This is a genomic window from Sulfitobacter sp. AS92, assembly GCF_038900015.1.
GTDB lineage: Bacteria > Pseudomonadota > Alphaproteobacteria > Rhodobacterales > Rhodobacteraceae > Sulfitobacter.
Genome location: NZ_JBBMQL010000001.1, coordinates 189,143 through 208,904 on the forward strand (window position 1 = coordinate 189,143; position 19,762 = coordinate 208,904).

Sequence of the window (19,762 nt, forward strand, 5' to 3'; positions counted from 1 at the left end):
GTTTGGCGCAGGATAGGAGGGGGCGCAGCATCGTTGCAAATTATTATAATCTATAGGAGTGAAAGATTTTTTCGATCCTCTGCTTCGAAGGCATCTGCGCAGTCGCGCGCCAGTTCCGCGGCGCGGGTGACATAAGACGCCGTGCGCTCTGCGTGGTATCGCGCGGCCACCTGCAGGGGGCGCGGATGCCACGCGGCAGGCAACATTTGCAGCGCGCCGTCAGCCAGCGCTCCGGCCACCATAACCCGCGGCATCACGGCGACGCCCATCCCGTCCAGCACCATATTCATCGCCGCCGACAGGCTGCTTGAGGGCACCAACCGCGCTTTGGGCGCCGTGCTACCGTCAAAGTGTTGGATCAGATCAAAATGCGCCTGCGTGTGCCGGGCATGGCCTAGCACCGGGTTGCTTACCAGGGCTTCAAAGTCAGGCGAAGGGCCGATTTGCGTGGCCAGTTCCGGGGCTGCGACCCAGACGTAGTCATAGGTTGCCAAGTCCAATTGCCCGTTGGCAGGGGTAGAGAAGGGTGCGGTTTGCAGGGTCAAATCAAGCGCATTGGCGGCAAGTTCCTGATCCAAATCGCGGGACAGATCGACCGTGAGTTCGACCGTGAGGTTAGGATATGCCTCGGCCAATTTACGCAGAAAAGGGCGCAGCCATGTGCCTGCTACCACCTCGGTCACGCCAAGGCGCAAACTGTCTTCTATCAGGTCAGGCCGCGCGGCGATTTCAACCAGCCCTTCGGCCTCGCGCAAGACCTGCCGCGCTTGGATCAGCAGGGCTGTGCCCTTTTCTGTCAGCCGTATCGACCCGGCGTCGCGCTGCATAAGGGTCACGCCCAGCGTTGTCTCCAGCCCCGCAATCCGGGCAGAGATATTCGGCTGGGTGGTATTCAGATGCGCGGCGGCGCGGCGAAAGCTGCCCAGATCAGCGACCCAGATCAGCGCTTCAAGCTGTTTCAGCGTGAAGAGGTTGCCGATCATTCGCGCCAGTCAAAGAAACCCGGACCCGCCTCGGCCAGCAGCTTGCGCGCCATATCCCGGCCCGCTTCGGCGCCATCTGAGATGGTACAGGTAACATCGTCGCCGATGGCGTCTGATCCATCAGGCCGCAGCACTTGGCCGCGCAGCCGCATGTTGGTGCCGTTGAGTTCAGCCAGCCCGGCGATGGGTGTCTCGCAGGAGCCATCCAAGGTGGCGAGGAAAGCGCGTTCGGCGGCCAGTTGTTCGCCAGTCGCGCGGTCATGGATGGCGGCCAGCATGTCGGCGGCGCGGGGATCGTCCAAGCGGCGCTCAATGCCAATCGCACCTTGGGCGATGGCGGGCAGCATATCGTCGGTATCCACAGCGGCCTTGGGCACTTCGTCCATCTTCAGGCGGTTCAGCCCAGCCATGGCGAGGAATGTCGCTTCGGCCACGCCGTCGTCCAGCTTCTTCAATCGGGTCTGCAGATTGCCGCGAAACTCGACCACTTCCAGATCAGGCCGACGCAGTTTGACCTGCGCACGACGGCGCAGGCTGGAGGTGCCGACAACCGCGCCTTCGGGCAGGTCGGCAATAGACTTCAGATGCGGTGAGATAAACGCATCCCGCATGTCTTCGCGCGGCAGGTAAGTGTCGATCAACAGCCCACCGGGTTGCAGCGTCGGCATGTCCTTCATCGAATGCACTGCGATGTCGATGGAGCCGTCGAGCAGCGCGGCCTCGATCTCGCGGGTGAACAGCCCCTTACCGCCAATCTCTTTCAGCGGGCGGTCGATGATCTTGTCGCCAGTGGTCTTGATAACCACAATCGTGAACGCCTCAAACGGCAGATCAAAGGCGGCGGCCAAACGGTCGCGCACCTCATTCGCTTGCGCAAGCGCCAGAAGCGATCCGCGTGTGCCGATGTTAAGGGGCTGAGCCGGGGTGGGGAGCTGATACGTCATGCCGCATCCCTACCCCCGTCGACATGAACTGACAACTGCTGTACCTCGCTTCACAACGGCTTTGCCATATTTAGGAGCGCCAAAATGACCGCGAACAAGACCATCCTGCGCGCCCTTGCGGGCGAAACCCTGCCGACCCCGCCAATCTGGATGATGCGCCAAGCCGGGCGCTACCTGCCGGAGTACCGCGCCACGCGGGCCGAGGCGGGGGATTTCCTGTCGCTCTGCTATAACCCCGAACTGGCCGCCGAGGTGACGTTGCAGCCAATCCGGCGCTATGGGTTTGATGGCTCGATCCTGTTTGCCGACATTCTGCTTGTGCCCCAAGCGCTTGGTGCCGACCTGTGGTTCGTCACAGGCGAAGGGCCGCGGTTGTCGACGATCACGACAAAGGCCGAGATGGAGGCGCTGAAGCCAGCCGATGCGATCCACGACCACCTCGCCCCGATTTACGAGACCGTGCGCATCCTGTCGCGCGAACTGCCTGAAGAGACCACGCTCATCGGTTTTGCAGGTGCGCCTTGGACCGTGGCGACCTACATGATCGCGGGCAAAGGCACGCCGGACCAAGGCCCGGCCCACGCGTTGAAGGACGAAAACCCCGAGGTTTTCGACGCGCTAATGGAGCGGATCACGCTTGCCACAACCGAATACCTCGACATGCAGATCCAAGCCGGGGCCGAGGTGGTGAAGCTCTTCGACAGCTGGGCCGGATCACTGCAAGGCACCGATTTCGATCGTTACTCGACAGAGCCGCTGCGCCAGATCATCAGTGCATTGAAAGCCCGCCACCCGCATGTGCCGATCATCGCGTTTCCGCGTGGCGCGGGCGCACGATTTGCCAATCTCCATGCGGCGACTGGAGCGGACTGCATCGCTATCGACGATGGCGTCAGCGCCGAATGGGTGGCGGAACATGTGCAACCCAATGGCTGTGTGCAGGGCAATTTGAAGTCCTCGCATATGGTGACGGGCGGGGATGCGCTGGTGCAGGAGACGCGCGCAATTGTCGATGCGCTGTCGAAGGGGCCGCATATCTTTAATTTGGGGCATGGCATTACGCCGGATGCAGACCCTGAGAATGTGCAGTTGATGATTGATACGGTGCGCGGGTAAGACCCGGAGGGCCATCGCCTGCCCGCGGGTCGGCGATGCGACACGGATTCATGCCACTTTATGGCTCAACTATGATGTGCGTCCTCAGTGTCCAACCCAGCCTCACTCAATCGCCTACCCGTCCGGGCGGGCAGGCGATTGCCCGGCGCCTGCGGCTTGATTCCGGGCTGGATGGCACCTTCGCCGTTTCTTTGTCGCTCTAACAGAAAAGGGCGGAAGGCTGCCTCTCGATTGTGCAGCGCCTCCTGCCTGCTTGTTGCCCAGCCTCAGTTCACACCCACTTCGCCATTGGCGGCAGGCTCATCAGCACTGCGTCAGGGTCATGCCCCGTTTCCAACCCGAACTTCGTCCCCCGATCATAAACGAGGTTATATTCGGCATAGAGCCCACGGTGGCGCAGTTGCACGTCCTTGTCGTCCATGTCCCAGTCCATCTCGCGCCGCTTATCGACCAGCGGCACATAGGCGGGGAGGAAAGCGCGGCCCACGTCTTGGGTCAGCGCGAAATCCGCCGCCCAATCGCCGCTGTTGCGGTCGTCATAAAAGATGCCGCCCACGCCCCGCGCGCGCTTGCGGTGCGGGATGTAGAAATACTCATCAGCCCAAGCCTTCAACTCATCATATAGTGTTGCACCATGAGGGTCACAGGCACCCTTCATCTCGGCATGGAAATGGGCGGTGTCCTCGTCATACTCAATACAAGGGTTCAAATCCGCCCCGCCCCCGAACCACCACGCATGGGGGGTCCAGAACATGCGGGTGTTCATGTGCACGGCAGGCACATGGGGGTTCTGCATATGCGCGACCAGACTGATCCCCGAGGCCCAAAAACGCGGATCATCAGCCATGCCCGGCAGGCCTTTGCGCGCGGCCATCGCCACCTGTGCGCGTTCGCCCAAGGTGCCGTAGACAGTGGAGATGTTGACGCCCACCTTCTCAAACACGCGCCCGCCGCGCATCACCGACATCTCGCCGCCACCAGCATCCGAGCCATCGGGCGCAGTGCGGGTGGTGTTGCTGACCACGAAACGCCCGGCCTCTTCTTCCCCGACATGACGTGCTTCGATGTCATGAAACCCCTGCACGATGTCATCGCGCAGCTTGCGGAACCAGTCCGCCGCGCGTGTCTTTTGGTCTTGCATGTTGTCGGTCATCTCTGGCCCGCCTTTCTGTTATTCCATCGCCCCGTCGCCGAGGATTAGACCCTCGTGCTCGGCCATGTAGATCCGCAGCCAAGGCGTAAAGTCTTCGGGGTTCTGTGCGAGGTTGGTGTGCAGATCGCTTAGGCTGATCCAGCACGTCGCCATCACCTCATCGCGGTTTTCAGTGATCGACAGGTCTGGAGCCGCATGGGCGAGAAAGACCTCAACCACCTCATGTTCAATGAGCCCCCCACCAACATCAGCGCGGTATTCGACCTGTCCGCGATGCTGAAGGTCCAATCCGGTGATCCCCAGTTCCTCGTCCAACCGCCGCGCGGCGCAGGCTTGGGGCGGCTCATCCCATTGCGGGTGCGTGCAGCAGGTGTTCGCCCAAAGGCCGGGCGTGTGATATTTGCCAAGCGCGCGCTGTTGCAGCAGCAGCTTGCCCTCGGCAATGACAAAGGCTGAGATCGCCTTATGCCGCAATCCGCGCTCGTGCGCGGCAAGTTTTTCGACCGGTTGAAGGGTGCCATCCACCCAAGCGGGGACCATAATCGCCATCAGATGCGGCTCGCCTTTGTGTTCATCTCACCCTCGATCCAGCAGAAATTCACCGGCAGTTATCGGAGGAATCCCCCATAGTCTCAACCGCTAACCGGGCCACGGCGCGTTCATGCTACCTTTTGGCGCAGCGCGAGACCTTTACCCCATCGCCCCGAACGCTAGTTTCGGATCGGAAAGCTGGAGGAACCTAAAATGAATATGCGTATCGCGTCGATCTTCGCCATTTGCCTTGGGGCCACGCCCCTTTGGGCGGAAGGCCATGCCACCGGTGATGCCGAAGCCGGCGAAAAGGTCTTTCGTAAATGTAAAAGCTGCCACATGATTCAAGATGATGAGGGCAACGACATCCAAAAAGGCGGCCGCACCGGGCCGAACCTATACGGGATCTACAACCGCGTGGCCGGGTCGGTCGAAGACTACCGCTATGGTGATTCAATCGTTGAGGCGGGCGAAGCTGGTCTGGCGTGGAATGAGGAAGATTTCACCGGCTATGTCGCCGATCCGAAGAAGTTTTTGGCAGGCTATCTCGACACAAACCGCGCCAAATCCAAGATGTCTTACCGTCTGAAAGACGAAGAAGACGCCAAGAACGTCTGGACCTATCTGGTGTCGGTCGGGCCTGAGGTTACCGAAGCGGATATGGAAAAAGCCGAAGCGACTGAGTAAACTGCCAGTTCACTTAAGGCTAAAGAACGGGGGGCCGATGATCCGGCCCCCCGTTTTGCGTTTTAAAGACAGTCACGCAGCAACTGCGTGACGTTCTCTTCCGTCAGCTCAATCGGATTGCCGCCGCAGCTTGGGTCTTGGAGGGCCGAAGCCACAAGCGCATCGATGTTGGGATCGGTCACGCCGAGAGCCGTCAGTGAACTGGGGATGTTCAACTCCGCGTTCAGCTTGCCCACGAAATCATAGAAGCCATCAAAGCCGCCGACGATATCAAGATAGGCCGCCGCCTTGGTCAGACGGTCCTCAATCGCGGGGCGGTTCATGCGCAGGACCGGCTGCATGACGACCGCGTTGGTGGTGCCGTGGTGCGTGTGATGCACCGCGCCAATCGGGTGGCTGATGGCATGGATCGCGCCCAGACCCTTTTGAAACGCCGTGGCGCCCATGGCAGCGGCGGACATCATATGCCCGCGCGCTTCAAGGTCAGTACCGTCGGCATAGGCGCGCGGCAGATATTCCTTGACCAGACGCATCCCTTCCAGCGCCATGCCTTGGCTCATCGGGTGGTAATGCGGCGAGCAGAAGGCTTCGAGGCAATGGGCGAACGCGTCCATCCCGGTGCCTGCAGTGATCATCGGCGGCATGCCGACGGTCAGCTCTGGGTCGCAGATCACGACGGCGGGCAGCATTTTCGGGTGGAAGATGATCTTCTTCTCATGGGTCTGGGAATTGGTGATGACGCTGGCGCGACCCACTTCCGACCCCGTACCGGCCGTCGTCGGCACGGCCACGATGGGCGCGATACCGTCGGCATCGGCGCGGGTCCACCAGTCACCGATATCCTCAAAATCCCACAGTGGGCGGGTTTGGCCGGACATGAAGGCGATGACCTTACCCAGATCAAGGCCCGAACCGCCGCCGAAGGCAATCACGCCGTCATGGCCGCCGTCGCGGTAGACTTTGATGCCTGCTTCGGCGTTCACTTCAGTCGGGTTCGGGTCAACATCCGAAAACATCGCCCGGCCAAGGCCCGCAGCTTCCATCAGGTCCAGCGTGGCTTGGGTGATTGGCAGATAGGCGAGCCCCTTGTCGGTGACCAGAAGCGGTTTTTTGATGCCAGCGGCGGCGCAGGCCTCGGCGATCTCGGCAATGCGGCTCGCGCCGAAACGGATGGCGGTGGGGTAAGACCAATTGGCAGTCAGGGACATGTCTCAGGCTTTCTTGAGGTGGTAGGATTTGGGGCGTGTCAGCGCGTGATAGCCCAGTTCAGACAGGCCCGCGCCGCGCCCGGTTTGCTTGCAACCGGTCCAGCAAAGCGCCGGGTCAAGGTAATCGGCGCGGTTCATGAAAACGGTGCCGGTTTCCAGACGCTGGCCAATGGCCTCAGCCGCGTCAGCGTCGGCGGTAAAGATCGCGGCGGTCAGGCCGAATTGGCTGTCGTTCATCAGCGCGATGGCTTCTTCGTCGTCCTTCACCGGCATGATGCCGACCACGGGGCCAAAGCTTTCGTCGCGCATCACGCGCATTTCATGGGTCACATTTGTCAGTATCTGCGGCGTTAGATAGGCGCCACCATCATCGGCGGGCATCTTTTCAATATGGGCCTTGGCCCCATCGGCCAGCGCTTCGTCGATCTGGGCGCGGACCTCATTGGCAAACCGGACATTGGCCATCGGGCCGAGCGTGGTCGCCTCTTCCAGCGGGTTGCCAAGATTGAGGTTATTCACCCAAGCCACGGCCTTTTCCACGAAAGCGTCATAGAGGCTTTCGTGTACATAGATCCGCTCGATCCCGCAGCAGCACTGGCCCGCGTTGAACATCGCACCGTCCATCACGCCATCGACGGCGGCATCAAGGTTGGCATCGGCGCGGACATAGGCCGGGTCTTTGCCGCCCAATTCCGTCGCCACACCGGTAAAGGTGCCTGCTGCCGCGCGTTCCATCGCCTGACCGCCGCCGACGGAGCCGGTGAAGTTGATGAAATCGAACTCATTGTCTGCGATGAGCTTTCCGGTGGTGTCATGGTCCAGCACCACGTTCTGAAACACATCTTCGGGCACGCCAGCAGCGCGGTAGGCATCGGCGAGATGCTCGCCGACCAAAATGGTCTGTGAGGCGTGTTTCAAGATCACCGAATTCCCGGCAATGAGCGCAGGCGCGATGGTGTTGTTCGCGGTCATATAGGGGTAGTTCCAGGGTGCTACGACAAAGACCACGCCATGCGGCTCGCGCATGATTTTGCGTGAAAAGGCCGCGCTGTCTTCGATCACCGTCGGCGCGAGCGCCTCGCTGGCGATCTTTGCCATGTGGCTGGTGCGCTCCTGCAAGCCGCCAAACTCACCGCCGTAACGCACCGGGCGGCCCATCTGATGGGCCAGCTCGGTGGTCATCCGGTCGGTCGAATTCTCGATCTCTTTCAACGCGCCCATCACCAGATCGACACGTTCCTGCAGGGGCCGTGCCGCCCATGCCTTTTGCGCGCGGCGGGCGCGGGCAACTGCCTCCAGCGCCGCATCGTTGCTTAGGGTTTCGCGCTCCGCATAGACGGAACCGTCAATCGGAGAGATACATTTTACCGTCGTCATACTCAGGCCCTTTCAAAGCCACGGGCGATTTCCCAATCGGTCACCACCCGGTCATATTCTTCCTGCTCCCATTCCGCCGCGCGTGTGTAATGGGTCACTACATCGTCGCCCAAAACCTCGCGCAAGAACGTCGAGCCGCGCAGGGTCTCGGTTGCTGCCCGCAGGGTCTGGGGGATATCGACGGCTTTGCTTTCACCGTAAGCATCGCCGCGTGTGGGCGGGGCCAGCTCCATCTTGTCTTCGATCCCTTTGATCCCGGCGGCCAGCATGACCGCCTGCGCCAGATAAGGGTTCAAGTCCGATCCGCCAATACGGCATTCGACGCGCACGCCCTTCGTCCCTGCCCCGCACAGGCGGAATCCCGCGGTGCGGTTGTCGACCGACCAAACGGTCTTGGTCGGGGCAAAGGTGCCTTTGGCGAAACGCTTGTAGCTGTTGATATAGGGCGCAAGGAAATAGGTGTATTCCGGCGCATAGGCGATCAGACCGGCCATGTAGTGGCGCATCAGGTCGGACATGCCCAGTTCATCGTTGGAATCGACGAACATCGGCTTGCCGTCTTTCCACAGCGACTGATGCACATGGCTGGAGGAGCCGACCCGGTCCTTGTCCCACTTGGGCAAGAAGCTTGCCGCCTGACCCTGTTGCCACGCGATCTCCTTGACCGCGTGTTTCGCGATTGTGTGGTAGTCAGCGCAGTCGAGAGCCGGGGAATAGCGGATGTTAAGCTCTTCCTGCCCCGCCTCGGCCTCGCCTTTGGAATTCTCAATCGGCAGACCGGCCGCAAAGAGGTGGTTGCGCACAGGGCGCATCACGTTCTCTTCCTTGGTGGTCTGGAAGATGTTGTAATCCTCGTTGTAGCCGCTGAACGGCACGAGGTTGCGGTAGCCATCTTTACGCAGCGCGTCAAAGCTCTGCTCGAAGAGGAAGAACTCCAACTCGGTGGCCATCATCGCGTCAAAGCCCAACTCTTTCAGCCGCGCGATCTGCTTTTTTAGCATGGCGCGGGGGGAATGGGGCACCGGCGCATGGGTGTCGTGATCCAACACATCGCAGAGCACCATCACGGTCCCTTCCAGCCACGGCACCGGGCGGATCGTGTCAAGGTCAGGCTGCATGACATAGTCGCCATAGCCTGCTTCCCATGAGGTAGAGGCAAAGCCTTCGGGCGTGGACATCACAAGGTCCGTCGCCAACAGGTAATTACAGCAATGGGTCTCTTTGTAGGAGGTCTCAACAAAGTTCACGGCGTGGAAACGCTTGCCCATCAGCCGGCCCTGCATGTCCACAAGGCAGGCAAGAACGGTATCCACCGAGCCGTCTTTGACCATTTTCTTCAGCGCATCGAATGTCAGGGTGCCGGGCATGTTCAGTCCACTTCAAGAGGTAAGGCGGGGGCGCAGGCAGCGCGCCCCCGGTTGTCGGTTCAGCCGTTTGTATAGGGCGGACCGGCTTTGTTGATGACGTCGTTATAGTCGCGGAAGATCTGCACGATCTTGGCGTGCACTTCGCCTTCTTCGGCGATCTCTGTCCAGAACTCCTTGGCCGCATCTTCGACCTCGGCCCATTCGTCGGCAGGTACGGTGCTGAGTTTGAGTTTATCACCCTGTGCGCGCAGACGCGCCTCGCCGCCCCAGTACCACTGGTTGCGGTAGGTGTGACCCGCCTCAATGCCTGCCATGACCAACTGCTTGAGGTGATCCGGCAGATCGGCCCACTGCTGCTGGTTCACGAAGAACGACCCGATCCAAGCACCTGAGATGTTGTTGGTCAGGAAGTAGTCGGTCACATCGGCCCAGCCGACGGTGTAGTCTTCGGTGATACCCGACCACGCCATGCCGTCTAGCTCACCTGTTTGCACGGCAACTTCGGCGTCCTCATAGGGGATGTTCACCGGCACCACGCCGAACTTCGACAAGAAGCGGCCCGCGGTGGGGAAGGTATAGAGCTTCAGACCGTCTAGATCGGCGACGGATTTGATCTCTTTGGTGGTGTTGAAGTTACAGGGGTCTTGGCCCGCAGCCGACAGCCATTCAACGCCAACCTTGGCGTATTCTTCTTTCCAGATGTCTGCGAGGCCGTACTGATTGAACAGCACCGGCACGTCGAGGATGTGCTTGGTGGCAAAGGGGAAGTAGCCGCCGAACTGCTGCAGTGGCGTGGGCGAGGCCATGCTATCATCATCGGAATGCACCATGTCGATGGTGCCGCGCTGCATGGCTTGGAACAGCTCGCCGGTGGGCACGATCTGGTCGGCGTAGAACAGTTCGATCTCCATCTCGCCATTGGCGGCGGCGTTGATGTAGTCGACGGCAGGCTTGGTCACCTGCTCACCCAATGCGGCGCCCGCGTAAGTCTGCAGGCGCCACTTGATCGGCGCTTGGGCATGGACAATGGACGGCGCGGCGAGCGCCGCTGGGGCGGCAACGGCGGCCCCCTTTAGAAACTTTCTGCGAGTGGTCATACGTCTCTCCTTTGTTGAAATATCAGGCCGTCTTTGCGCGGCTCTCGTTGTTATTTGTCGTAGATGTAATCAGGCAGCCATGTCGCGATCTGCGGGAAGACCATGACAAGTATCAGCGCCAAGACCATCACCAGCACGAAGGGCGTGATCGAAGCATAGATGTCGCGCAGGGTAATCTCTGGCGGAGCCATGGCGCGCATCAAAAACAGGTTATAGCCAAACGGCGGCGTCATATAGGCGATCTGCGTGGTGATCGTATAAAGGATACCGTACCAGATTAGATCAAAGCCCAGCGCACCGACCAAGGGCACATAGAGCGGGGCCACGATCACCAGCATCGCGGTGTCATCAAGGAAGGTGCCCATGATGATGAAGCTGAGTTGCATCATGATCAGGATCATCCACGGGCTGAGGTTCATCTTCTCGGTAAAGAGGCTCTCAATCGCCTTGACCGCGCCCAGCCCGTCAAAGACCGCGCCAAAGGCGAGGGCTGCGAGAATGATCCACATGAACATGCAGGTGATGCCCAGCGTATTGCGCACCGAGTTCTCGAAAACCTCACGCGTCATCCGGCCCTTCAGCACAGCAGCGAGGAAGGCCGCACCTGCACCAATGGCAGAGCTTTCCACTAGACTGGTCCAGCCGCGTACAAATGGCACCATCATCACGGCAAAGATCACCAGCGGCAGGATGCCCGCACGTAGGAGCCGCAGTTTTTCGGCCCGGGGAATGTCGCGATCTTCGGCCGAGAGGATGGGGCCGAGCTCTGGGTTCATGCGACAGCGGATCACGATATAGGCGATAAACATCGCCGCCATCATGAGCCCCGGGATCACCCCCGCGAGCCACAGTTGCCCCACCGGCTGCCGCGCGATCATCGCATAAAGCACCAACACCACCGAGGGCGGCACAAGGATGCCAAGGCTCGACCCCGCTTGGATCACCCCCGTCACCATCCTTTTGTCGTACCCGCGTTTCAGCAATTCCGGCAGCGCAATGGTCGAGCCAATCGCCATACCCGCCACGCTCAGCCCGTTCATGGCCGAGATCAGCACCATCAAGCCAATCGTCCCAATCGCCAGCCCGCCGCGCACACCGCCCATCCAGACGTGGAACATCTTGTAAAGGTCATCGGCAATGCGGCTCTCGCTCAGCACATAGCCCATGAAAATAAACATCGGCAGGGTCAGCAGCGGATACCATTTCATCAGCTTCATCGCGGCGGCAAAGCCGATGTCATAGCCGCCCTTGTCACCCCAAAGCAGCAGGGCCGAGACCACGGCAATAAAGCCGATAGCGCCAAACACGCGCTGGCCGGTCAGTAGCATCAGCATCATCGACGAGAACATCAATGTCGCGATCATTTCATAAGACATCAAATGGCCTCACCCTTGAGCCGCAGCACGTCTTTCAACAGCTCGGACAGACATTGCAGCAGCATCAAAAAGATACCGACGATCATCACGACCTTGATGGGCCAGAGGTAGGGCCGCCAAGCGGAACTAGATTTCTCCATATGGCCGATCTCTTCAGTGCCGGTGACCAGACCGCTAAAGAAGCTGAAAGGCTCGGTCCCCCAGTATCCCAGCGAATAGGCCGTCGAGCTGATTGCGCCATAGAGCAGCACGCAGAGATAGAAGATCAGGAAGAATACGGTAATGAGGTCAAACCACGCTTTGCGGCGGAGCGACCAATCGCCATAGAGCAGGTCCATCCGCACGTTCGAACCCAGTTGGATCGAATAGGGCCCGCCTAAGATGTAATAGCCCACCATCACAAACTGCGCCATTTCCAGCGTCCAAAGCGACGGGACGAAGAACGCCTTGCTCACGGTGGACCACAAAAGCACCCCCATCAGGACAAAGATGCCATACATCATGATCCGCCCGATCCGTCGGTTCATCGCGTCGATGCCCCGAATGTAGCCCCGCATGAATTTCATGGATTGGCGTCCTTCATCTCGGGCCGGGCCAAGGCGGCGCGGAGCCAGTTGCTGATCATCGCGGCCATTTGCTGCTGCCCGGCCTCGGTTGTGATCAGGTCATTGCGGATTTCCAACATGACATGCGGATGGCCATGCACCAAACAATGTTCTTTCAGTGTATGGGTCACGCCGTCTTGGGGGCCGTAAGGTTCGTTGCGCTCGACGTTAAGGTCGGTGTGATCTGCCGCAACGGCGAGCATTGCATCGGCCAAGCGGGTGTCGCTGTCGTGCAAGATGCCAATCTCCACCGCACGCGGTTTGCCATGGTATATGGGCGTAAAACTATGCACCGTCACGATCACCGGCGCATCGACGCGCTTGATCGTGGCGGCAAGCGTGGCGCGGAACGGCTCGTAGTAGCGCGCCACCCGTTCGGCGCGGGCAGCATCGTCGAGCGCCGAATTGCCGGGGATCGCGAAAATCTCGCTCTGCGCAGGCATCGCGCCGGGGGCTTCTGGCGGGCGGTTGCAGTCGTATACCAACCGCGAGACGCGGCCTGCGACCAGCACGGCATTCAAATCGTCCGACATCTCACGCGCAACACTCAACGCGCCGGGGTCCCATGCGACATGGCTTTCCCGAGCTGCGGCATCGATGCCAAGACCGTCGAAATGGGCAGGAATATCACGGGACGCATGCTCACAGACCAGCACCACTGACGCCTTGGCGCCAGCGTTGATCACCTCAACGGCCTCCTGCATTGCGTTGTTTTTACCCGACACACGATCCTCCTGTGTTGCATCGAACCTCCTGCGGACGGTCGCGTCTGTCAACAAAATTATGTCGGATTTATTACACCCTCCCGCAGTTTGTGCTATTACTCGTCAAAAGAGAGGCGCCCATGGCTGAACCGGCACTGACGATTTCCGACCGCATCCAGCAAGAACTGGACCGTTTGACCCGCGCCGAGCGGCAGTTGGCCCATTCGATTCTCGAAAATTACCCAGCCTCCGGTCTCGGCCCGCTAACGGCGCTGGCGAAAGACGCCAATGTGTCCACGCCCACGGTGGCGCGGATGGTGCAAAAGCTTGGGTTCAAGGGCTACCCCGAGTTCCAGAACGAGCTGCGCGAGGAACTGAAGGCCAAGGCCAAGAACCCCATCGCCAAACATGATACATGGGCCGAAGGCGCGCCCTCGGGCCATGTGCTCAACCGGTTCACCGACGCGGTGATCGACAATATCCGCCACACGTTGGGTCAGATTGAACCGGCCACCTTTGACCGCGCCTGCGCGATGATCGCGGATACCAGGCATCCGCTCTACATAGTCGGCGGACGTATTACACATACGATGGCGGAATATCTGTTCCTGCACGCGCAGATCATCCGGCCGAAAGTGACCCATATCCAATCCACCTCCAACGCATGGCCGCATTACCTGCTGGACGTGGGCGAAGGCGACGTTTTCGTCATCTTCGACGTGCGCCGCTATGAGAACAACACGCTGAAACTGGCGGAAATGGCCCATGCGCGGGGGGCCAAGATCATCCTCTTCACAGACCAATGGCGCTCTCCTGTGCATAGCCTTGCCGATATCTGTTTCTCCAGCCGCATCGTCGCACCCTCGGCATGGGACAGTGCCGCAGCCACGCTGTTGCTTGTGGAAAGCGTCATCTCTTCCATGCAGGACATCAACTGGGCCGATACCAAAGACCGGGCAGAGCGGCTTGAGGAGATGTTTGACCAAACCCGTCTGTTTCGCAAATTCACCTGATCCCCCGTCCTCAGCCCCTTGCCATAAAGGGTATTAGCTTGCCCACCTGCCCCCAGTCGTCTATGGCCAAACCGCCGGGTGTGGTGTCCAGCGCGGTGCCGTGACACGCGCCAAGGCCGGAGGGGGACCGACCATGCGTGATGAAATCTTTTCGCCCAGCGAGCTTGAGCGCCATTATGACCTCGCGCCATCGCCTGCGCTGGCGGCTGAAATGGCCGATATCTACGCCAAGATGGACCGTGTCGTTTCCCCCCCCGATTGGGCCATCCACGCGCCCTATGTCGCCGCGATCAACAAGCTCAAGAAAGAGCGCAACGCGGTCATCCTTGCGCATAACTACATGACACCTGACATCTACCACGGCATTGCCGATTTCGTGGGCGACAGCCTGCAACTGGCGATCAAAGCGACCGAAGTTGAGGCCGATGTGATTGTGCAATGCGGCGTGCATTTCATGGCCGAAACATCGAAAATCCTGAACCCGTCGAAAACCGTGCTGATCCCCGATATGGAAGCGGGCTGCTCGCTTGCCGAAAGCATCACCGCCGAAGGCGTGGCGCAGATGCGCGCGCAGTATCCCGGCGCGCCTGTGGTGACTTACGTGAACACCACAGCCGAGGTGAAAGCCGCGTCGGACATCTGCTGCACCTCTTCTAACGCCGCGCAGATCGTCGCCGCGATGGAGAGCGACACGGTGATCATGACCCCGGACAAATACCTTGCCCAGAACATCGCCAAACTGGTGCCGCAAAAGCGGATAGTCTGGTGGGACGGCGCCTGCATCGTGCACGAACGCTACACCGCGAAAGACATCGCCGACTACCGCGAGTGGAACCCAGACACCCGCATCATCGCGCACCCCGAATGCCCGCCCGATGTGGTGGCCGAGGCAGATTTCTCAGGCTCCACCAGTGGCATCATCGACTATGTTCACCGCGAAAAACCCGCCAAAGCGATGCTGGTCACCGAGTGCTCCATGGCGTCGAACATCGCGGATGAGCTGCCCGAAGTCGATTTCGTCGGCCCCTGCAACATGTGCCCCTACATGAAAAAGATCACGCTGGAGAAAGTGCTCTGGTCGCTGCACACCATGTCTGGCGCGGTTGAAGTTGAGGCTGAGGTGGCCGCTAAGGCGCGCGTGGCGGTGCAGCGGATGATCGACCTCTCCCGCGAACTCGGCCTTTAAGGGCCGCGCCCCGTGCAGGACATCACAACCGGCAGGATCATCATCGTCGGGGCCGGGCTGGGCGCGCTTTATGCCGCGCTCTGTCTTGCGCCGCGTCCGGTTTTGCTGATCTCGCCTGACGCTCTTGGGTCGGGGGCCAGTTCCGCTTGGGCGCAGGGCGGTGTGGCCGCCGCGATGGCGCAGGCCGACAGCCCAGAGGCTCACGCCCTGGATACCATCGCCGCTGGCGCGGGCACGGTAGAGGCGCGCGTCGCCGCGACTGTGACCGAAGAGGCCCGTGCCCATATCCTTGCCCTGACTGACTTTGGCACCGCTTTCGACCGCAGCGCTGATGGGGGCTATGTTATGTCCCGCGAAGCGGCGCATAGTTTTGCCCGTGTCGTGCGGGTGCAGGGCGATCAGGCCGGGGCCGAGATCATGCGCGCTTTAATTGAGCGGGTGCGCAATACACTGTCGATCCAAGTGCTTGAAGGCGTGCTGGCCCGCGGGTTGGACAGCGATGGCACCAAGGTGACCGGAGTTGAGATCGAATTAGCCCGGCCCGAAGGCTCCGCCCCCATCATGCTGCGCGGCGCGGGAGTGTTGCTGGCGGGCGGCGGCTCGGGCGGGCTTTATGCGCTGACGACCAACCCGGCCCGGATCCGGGGGCAAGTGATCGGCATGGCCGCCCGCGCTGGCGCGCTGATCGCCGATGCAGAGTTCGTGCAATTTCACCCCACCGCCATTGACTGCGGCGAAGACCCGGCCCCACTGGCGACCGAAGCACTGCGCGGCGCCGGGGCGCATCTGGTCAACCGGGAGGGCGCGCGGTTCATGGCTGACGTGCACCCGCTCGCCGAACTCGCCCCGCGTGACATCGTGGCCCGCGCGATCTTTGCCCAGACGCAAGCGGGGATGCGCCCGATGCTCGATACCCGCGCAGCCTTGGGCGCAGCGCTGCTGACCGAGTATCCCGCGGTCGCCGCCGCCTGTGCGCGCAACGGCATCGACCCGGTGGCGCAACCGATCCCCGTGGCCGCTGCCGCGCATTACCACATGGGCGGTGTCGCGACCGATGCGCATGGACGGTCCAGCCTTGGCGGACTTTGGGTCTGCGGGGAGGCGTCCTCAACCGGGTTGCATGGCGCGAACCGCTTGGCGTCGAACGGGCTGCTCGAAGCGCTGGTGTTTGCCCGTCGCGCGGCGCAGGACATGCTCGAGGTATGCGCCGAAGGCGACAGCGACGCGGTAGCCCTGCCGAACCTCCCCGCTGGCGAAACACCCGATGAAGCCCTCGTTACCCAGTTGCGCCAGACTATGACGACCCATGTCGGCGTTCTGCGCGATGCGGCGGGGCTGCACCGCGCTCTTGCCACCATCGCCCAGATCGAAGCTGCTCAACCCGACTGCGCGCAATTGCAAAACATGACCGCCACGGCCACGCTGATCGCTGCCGCCGCCCTTGCGCGCCGCGAAAGCCGTGGCGCGCATTGCCGCACCGATTACCCCAATACGCTGGACGAGGCCGCGCGCAGTTTTCTGACACTGGCCGAGGCCACCGCCCTACGCTCTAATCCTGAGGAACTCCCCGCATGACCACCGCCCTGCCCGACCTGATCTTAGAGCCGCTGGTCCGCGCCGCGCTGATGGAAGACCTCGGCACCTATGGCGATCTCACCACGCGCAGCGTGATCCCCGAGGGCACGACTTATGCGGCGCAGCTGCGCGCCCGCGCAGAGGGCGTCGTTTCCGGGATGCAGATCGCACGGCTGGCGTTTCACCTTGTTGATCGAACGCTTAAGGTTCGCACCCTGAAAGAAGACGGGAGCGCTATCGCCAAAGGCGACACGCTTATGGAGATCGAAGGCTCTGCCGCCGCGATCCTTTCCGCTGAACGTGTGGCGCTAAACTTTGCCGGGCGGCTGTCGGGCATCGCCACGCTGACGGCAGCCTGCGTGGCCGAAACCGAGGGCACCGAGGCCCGCATCACCTGCACCCGCAAGACCACGCCGGGGCTGCGGATGGTGGAAAAACAGGCGGTGCTGCACGGCGGCGGCTTCAACCACCGCTTTTCCCTCTCGGATGCGATCCTGATCAAAGACAATCACATCGCCGCCGCCGGGGGCATCCGGCCCGTCTTGCAGGCGGTGAAATCGAACGCCTCGCATATGATCCGGGTCGAGATCGAAGTCGACACGCTGGCGCAGCTCGAAGAGGTCTTGGACGAAGGCGGCGCGGATGCGGTGCTTCTGGATAACATGGACACAAAGACGCTGCTTCAGGCCGTGGAAATGGCCCAGGGGCGCATCGTTCTGGAGGCGTCGGGCAATATGACTCTACCGCGCATTGCCGAGGTCGCGGCGACGGGGGTGAACTATATCTCCATGGGCGCGCTGACACATTCGGCGACAACGCTGGACCTTGGGCTGGATTTCTGAACCAACTGGGGCAAAGATCGCGTAGTAGCGAAGGGAGCCCGCCATGTCCGACCTTACAATCCGAACCGTGAGAGACCATGACCGCGCCGATTGGGAGCGGCTCTATCAAGGGTATGCCGCGTTTTACAAAGTCGAGCAGACGCCAGAAATGCGCGCGCGGGTCTGGTCTTGGCTACATGATCCGCTGACCGAGGTCGAAGGGCTGGTCTGCGAAGACGCGGAAGGCCGTGTGATCGGTCTTACCCATTTTCGCCATTTCGCGCGGCCACTGGCGGCAGCGACGGGCTGTTTCCTCGACGATCTATTTGTCGACCCCGAAGCACGCGGCAGCGGCGCTGCCGACGCGCTGATTGGGGAGGTGAAAAAGATCGCCCAGAAACGCGGCTGGAGCCTCGTGCGCTGGATCACAGCCGAGGATAATTACCGCGGCCGTGGGGTTTACGACAAGCTGGCCACGCGGACCAACTGGGTCACCTACGACATCAAGCTGTAGGGTCCGGCGCCTTTTTCTGGGCGTCAGGATTGGTGGGCTCGTCTGGGTCCGTCACCAACTCGGCCTCTTCGATATCGTCGGTACGCGTTGCGAGCGCCCCCTCAGTTGGCGTCGTTTCAGGCGTGCCGACGATCAGCGGCAGCATCTGCACACCGCTCGGCATGGCGACTTCGGAGAGCGGCGGCGTTTTCCATTCCAATGTGTCAAAGCTCTTGCAGTTCTCGCAGATCGGCTTCCATTCGGCGTGGATATGATGACAATTTTCACAGATCCACTGCGGCCCGCGCGAGACATTGAGCGCGCGTGTCAGCCAGCCTTTGACCACCGTATCAGACGCGCCCTCACCCCGCTCGATCGCAGCCATCAGCGTGACGGAACGCGCCGACGGATCGGTCTCGACCAGATTGCCAAGCGCGCGGCGCGCTTCGGGGAAATCTTCGTTGGCGATGTGCAATTCGGCCAGCAGCATCTTGGTTTCGGGATGGTCGGGCTGCGATTTGGTCAGCGCGCGGAACCGTTTAATCCGTTGCGGCGGGGTCTCGTCCGGTTGAATCTCGGCAAAGGCGGCGGCAAGATCGGGGTGCGGATGCACGCTCCACGCCTTTTGCAGCACTTTTGACGCATAGCGCGGCTTGTCCTGCGCGATATAGCTGCGCGCGGCCATCACGGCGGCGGGCACCAGATCGGGCGACAGGCGGTTGGCTTCGATGGCGGCTTCGCGCGCCTCGATGCTGTTGCCTTCGGCAATGACTTCGCGGGCTTCAGACAGTGCCAGCACCGCATCGCGGCGTTTGTGCACATCACGCGGCAGATGGCCGTTTTTGTATTTGGCTTGCAGCGTCTGGCGCGCACCAGTCCAGTCATGTTTGTCGGCCTGCAGCTTGAGCAGCGTGTCGCCGGTTTCTTCATGCTTTGGCTTCAGCGCAAACGCTTTCTCGGCCAGTTTTAAGGCTGTGTCGGTATCTCCGTCGGCCAGCTTTTGCTTCATGATGCCGCGCACGCCGACAAAACGAGTCTTCTCGTCTTCGACCAACTTGCGATAGGTCCGTTCGGCCTTGCGGCGATCCCCTGCGAGTTCAGCGGCCTGAGCCGTCAGCAGATTGGTCAAAGCCGGGCGCTTGAGGTAGCGGTCTGCCTTGGCGGCCTTGGCCATCGCGACCTGTCCTTCGCCACTGGCCAGCGCCATCAACCCATCCGACAGCGCCTCATACCCCTTCCGCTCGCGGTTGCGGTCAAAATAACGCGACAGGGCAGTCTCATCCCCATTCAGGAAATGCCACGTGGCCGACAACAGCGCGACGATCCTAAGCAGCACCCAGACAGCGAACATCAGCAGCAGCACAGCGATGACTGATTGCAGCGGCCCGAGGGTATATTCAGTGCCTGCGACGGTCAACTGAATGCCGCCTTGGCTTTCCAGCAAGAATCCCGCGCCCCATGCTAAAGCAGCGACAAGCACGACGAAAAGAACGATTTTAATAAGAGACCAAAGCATTTTTCGTTCC

At 61.0% G+C, this 19,762-nt stretch carries 19 protein-coding genes; 7 read left to right on the forward strand and 12 right to left on the reverse strand.

The genetic code is table 11. The features are described 5' to 3' along the window. Nucleotides 1–50: 50 nt before the first annotated feature. A complete protein-coding gene (locus WNY61_RS00915; RefSeq protein ID WP_342849573.1) occupies nt 51–983 on the reverse strand; it encodes a LysR family transcriptional regulator in 933 nt (310 codons plus the stop codon). Continuing rightward, nucleotides 980–1,927 carry a hydroxymethylbilane synthase gene (hemC, locus tag WNY61_RS00920; RefSeq protein WP_342849574.1) on the reverse strand — a complete coding sequence of 316 codons (948 nt, stop codon included), beginning with the start codon at nt 1,925–1,927 and terminating at the stop codon, nt 980–982. The genes WNY61_RS00915 and hemC overlap by 4 nt, the downstream gene beginning before the upstream one ends. An 84-nt stretch (nt 1,928–2,011) precedes the next feature. On the opposite strand from hemC, the gene hemE reads away from it, so the two are divergent. Continuing rightward, a complete protein-coding gene (gene hemE, locus WNY61_RS00925; RefSeq protein WP_342849575.1) occupies nt 2,012–3,043 on the forward strand; it encodes a uroporphyrinogen decarboxylase in 1,032 nt (343 codons plus the stop codon). A gap of 271 nt (nt 3,044–3,314) precedes the next feature. On the opposite strand, the gene hemF is transcribed toward hemE, so the two are convergent. After that, nucleotides 3,315–4,196, reverse strand: coding sequence for an oxygen-dependent coproporphyrinogen oxidase (hemF, locus tag WNY61_RS00930; RefSeq protein WP_342849576.1), 882 nt, complete (start codon nt 4,194–4,196; stop codon nt 3,315–3,317). A gap of 18 nt (nt 4,197–4,214) precedes the next feature. Continuing rightward, nucleotides 4,215–4,745: an isopentenyl-diphosphate Delta-isomerase gene (gene idi, locus WNY61_RS00935; protein WP_342849577.1), complete on the reverse strand. Its 531-nt coding sequence runs from the start codon at nt 4,743–4,745 to the stop codon at nt 4,215–4,217. A 195-nt stretch (nt 4,746–4,940) separates the two neighbouring features. On the opposite strand from idi, the gene WNY61_RS00940 reads away from it, so the two are divergent. Then, complete coding sequence (locus tag WNY61_RS00940) at nt 4,941–5,414, forward strand: c-type cytochrome (RefSeq protein ID WP_342849578.1); 474 nt, start codon at nt 4,941–4,943, stop codon at nt 5,412–5,414. A 62-nt stretch (nt 5,415–5,476) separates the two neighbouring features. Here WNY61_RS00940 and WNY61_RS00945 read toward each other — a convergent pair whose 3' ends face one another. Genes WNY61_RS00945 through WNY61_RS00975 form a run of 7 tightly spaced genes read right to left on the reverse strand, consistent with a single transcriptional unit; the run spans nt 5,477 to nt 13,148 of the window. After that, entirely contained in the window at nt 5,477–6,622 is a 1,146-nt protein-coding gene (locus WNY61_RS00945) for an iron-containing alcohol dehydrogenase (RefSeq protein ID WP_342849580.1), read from the reverse strand. A 3-nt stretch (nt 6,623–6,625) separates the two neighbouring features. After that, nucleotides 6,626–7,999, reverse strand: coding sequence for an aldehyde dehydrogenase family protein (locus WNY61_RS00950; protein ID WP_342849582.1), 1,374 nt, complete (start codon nt 7,997–7,999; stop codon nt 6,626–6,628). Nucleotides 8,000–8,001: 2 nt separating this feature from the next. Beyond that, nucleotides 8,002–9,366 carry a glutamine synthetase family protein gene (locus WNY61_RS00955; RefSeq protein ID WP_342849583.1) on the reverse strand — a complete coding sequence of 455 codons (1,365 nt, stop codon included), beginning with the start codon at nt 9,364–9,366 and terminating at the stop codon, nt 8,002–8,004. A 59-nt stretch (nt 9,367–9,425) separates the two neighbouring features. Then, on the reverse strand, nt 9,426–10,463 hold the full coding sequence (locus WNY61_RS00960; protein ID WP_342849584.1) for a TRAP transporter substrate-binding protein: 1,038 nt from the start codon (nt 10,461–10,463) through the stop codon (nt 9,426–9,428). A gap of 50 nt (nt 10,464–10,513) precedes the next feature. Beyond that, entirely contained in the window at nt 10,514–11,839 is a 1,326-nt protein-coding gene (locus tag WNY61_RS00965) for a TRAP transporter large permease subunit (RefSeq protein WP_067916408.1), read from the reverse strand. Then, complete coding sequence (locus tag WNY61_RS00970; protein ID WP_342849585.1) at nt 11,839–12,405, reverse strand: TRAP transporter small permease subunit; 567 nt, start codon at nt 12,403–12,405, stop codon at nt 11,839–11,841. The genes WNY61_RS00965 and WNY61_RS00970 overlap by 1 nt, the downstream gene beginning before the upstream one ends. Beyond that, nucleotides 12,402–13,148 carry an N-formylglutamate amidohydrolase gene (locus WNY61_RS00975; protein WP_342849983.1) on the reverse strand — a complete coding sequence of 249 codons (747 nt, stop codon included), beginning with the start codon at nt 13,146–13,148 and terminating at the stop codon, nt 12,402–12,404. The genes WNY61_RS00970 and WNY61_RS00975 overlap by 4 nt, the downstream gene beginning before the upstream one ends. Nucleotides 13,149–13,288: 140 nt before the next feature. Here WNY61_RS00975 and WNY61_RS00980 point away from each other — a divergent pair, with 140 nt between their 5' ends. The 5 genes from WNY61_RS00980 (at nt 13,289) to WNY61_RS01000 (ending at nt 18,257) form a co-directional block, all read left to right on the forward strand. Further along, nucleotides 13,289–14,161, forward strand: coding sequence for a MurR/RpiR family transcriptional regulator (locus WNY61_RS00980; protein ID WP_342849586.1), 873 nt, complete (start codon nt 13,289–13,291; stop codon nt 14,159–14,161). Between the two features lie 133 nt (nt 14,162–14,294). Beyond that, nucleotides 14,295–15,347: a quinolinate synthase NadA gene (nadA, locus tag WNY61_RS00985; protein ID WP_342849587.1), complete on the forward strand. Its 1,053-nt coding sequence runs from the start codon at nt 14,295–14,297 to the stop codon at nt 15,345–15,347. A gap of 12 nt (nt 15,348–15,359) precedes the next feature. Then, on the forward strand, nt 15,360–16,922 hold the full coding sequence (locus WNY61_RS00990) for an L-aspartate oxidase (RefSeq protein WP_342849588.1): 1,563 nt from the start codon (nt 15,360–15,362) through the stop codon (nt 16,920–16,922). Next, on the forward strand, nt 16,919–17,764 hold the full coding sequence (gene nadC / locus WNY61_RS00995) for a carboxylating nicotinate-nucleotide diphosphorylase (protein ID WP_342849589.1): 846 nt from the start codon (nt 16,919–16,921) through the stop codon (nt 17,762–17,764). The genes WNY61_RS00990 and nadC overlap by 4 nt, the downstream gene beginning before the upstream one ends. A gap of 43 nt (nt 17,765–17,807) precedes the next feature. Further along, complete coding sequence (locus tag WNY61_RS01000) at nt 17,808–18,257, forward strand: GNAT family N-acetyltransferase (RefSeq protein ID WP_342849590.1); 450 nt, start codon at nt 17,808–17,810, stop codon at nt 18,255–18,257. On the opposite strand, the gene WNY61_RS01005 is transcribed toward WNY61_RS01000, so the two are convergent. Then, entirely contained in the window at nt 18,247–19,752 is a 1,506-nt protein-coding gene (locus WNY61_RS01005; protein WP_342849591.1) for a heme biosynthesis HemY N-terminal domain-containing protein, read from the reverse strand. The two genes, WNY61_RS01000 and WNY61_RS01005, sit on opposite strands and share 11 nt — an antisense overlap. Nucleotides 19,753–19,762 lie beyond the last annotated feature (10 nt).

Coding starts and splice junctions, on each gene's coding strand:
- WNY61_RS00915 (WP_342849573.1), bottom strand. CDS start 983: ATGATCGGCAACCTCTTCACGCTGAAACAGCTTGAAGCGCTGATCTGG.
- hemC (WP_342849574.1), bottom strand. CDS start 1,927: ATGACGTATCAGCTCCCCACCCCGGCTCAGCCCCTTAACATCGGCACA.
- hemE (WP_342849575.1), top strand. CDS start 2,012: ATGACCGCGAACAAGACCATCCTGCGCGCCCTTGCGGGCGAAACCCTG.
- hemF (WP_342849576.1), bottom strand. CDS start 4,196: ATGACCGACAACATGCAAGACCAAAAGACACGCGCGGCGGACTGGTTC.
- idi (WP_342849577.1), bottom strand. CDS start 4,745: ATGGCGATTATGGTCCCCGCTTGGGTGGATGGCACCCTTCAACCGGTC.
- WNY61_RS00940 (WP_342849578.1), top strand. CDS start 4,941: ATGAATATGCGTATCGCGTCGATCTTCGCCATTTGCCTTGGGGCCACG.
- WNY61_RS00945 (WP_342849580.1), bottom strand. CDS start 6,622: ATGTCCCTGACTGCCAATTGGTCTTACCCCACCGCCATCCGTTTCGGC.
- WNY61_RS00950 (WP_342849582.1), bottom strand. CDS start 7,999: ATGACGACGGTAAAATGTATCTCTCCGATTGACGGTTCCGTCTATGCG.
- WNY61_RS00955 (WP_342849583.1), bottom strand. CDS start 9,366: ATGCCCGGCACCCTGACATTCGATGCGCTGAAGAAAATGGTCAAAGAC.
- WNY61_RS00960 (WP_342849584.1), bottom strand. CDS start 10,463: ATGACCACTCGCAGAAAGTTTCTAAAGGGGGCCGCCGTTGCCGCCCCA.
- WNY61_RS00965 (WP_067916408.1), bottom strand. CDS start 11,839: ATGTCTTATGAAATGATCGCGACATTGATGTTCTCGTCGATGATGCTG.
- WNY61_RS00970 (WP_342849585.1), bottom strand. CDS start 12,405: ATGAAATTCATGCGGGGCTACATTCGGGGCATCGACGCGATGAACCGA.
- WNY61_RS00975 (WP_342849983.1), bottom strand. CDS start 13,148: ATGCAGGAGGCCGTTGAGGTGATCAACGCTGGCGCCAAGGCGTCAGTG.
- WNY61_RS00980 (WP_342849586.1), top strand. CDS start 13,289: ATGGCTGAACCGGCACTGACGATTTCCGACCGCATCCAGCAAGAACTG.
- nadA (WP_342849587.1), top strand. CDS start 14,295: ATGCGTGATGAAATCTTTTCGCCCAGCGAGCTTGAGCGCCATTATGAC.
- nadC (WP_342849589.1), top strand. CDS start 16,919: ATGACCACCGCCCTGCCCGACCTGATCTTAGAGCCGCTGGTCCGCGCC.
- WNY61_RS01000 (WP_342849590.1), top strand. CDS start 17,808: ATGTCCGACCTTACAATCCGAACCGTGAGAGACCATGACCGCGCCGAT.
- WNY61_RS01005 (WP_342849591.1), bottom strand. CDS start 19,752: ATGCTTTGGTCTCTTATTAAAATCGTTCTTTTCGTCGTGCTTGTCGCT.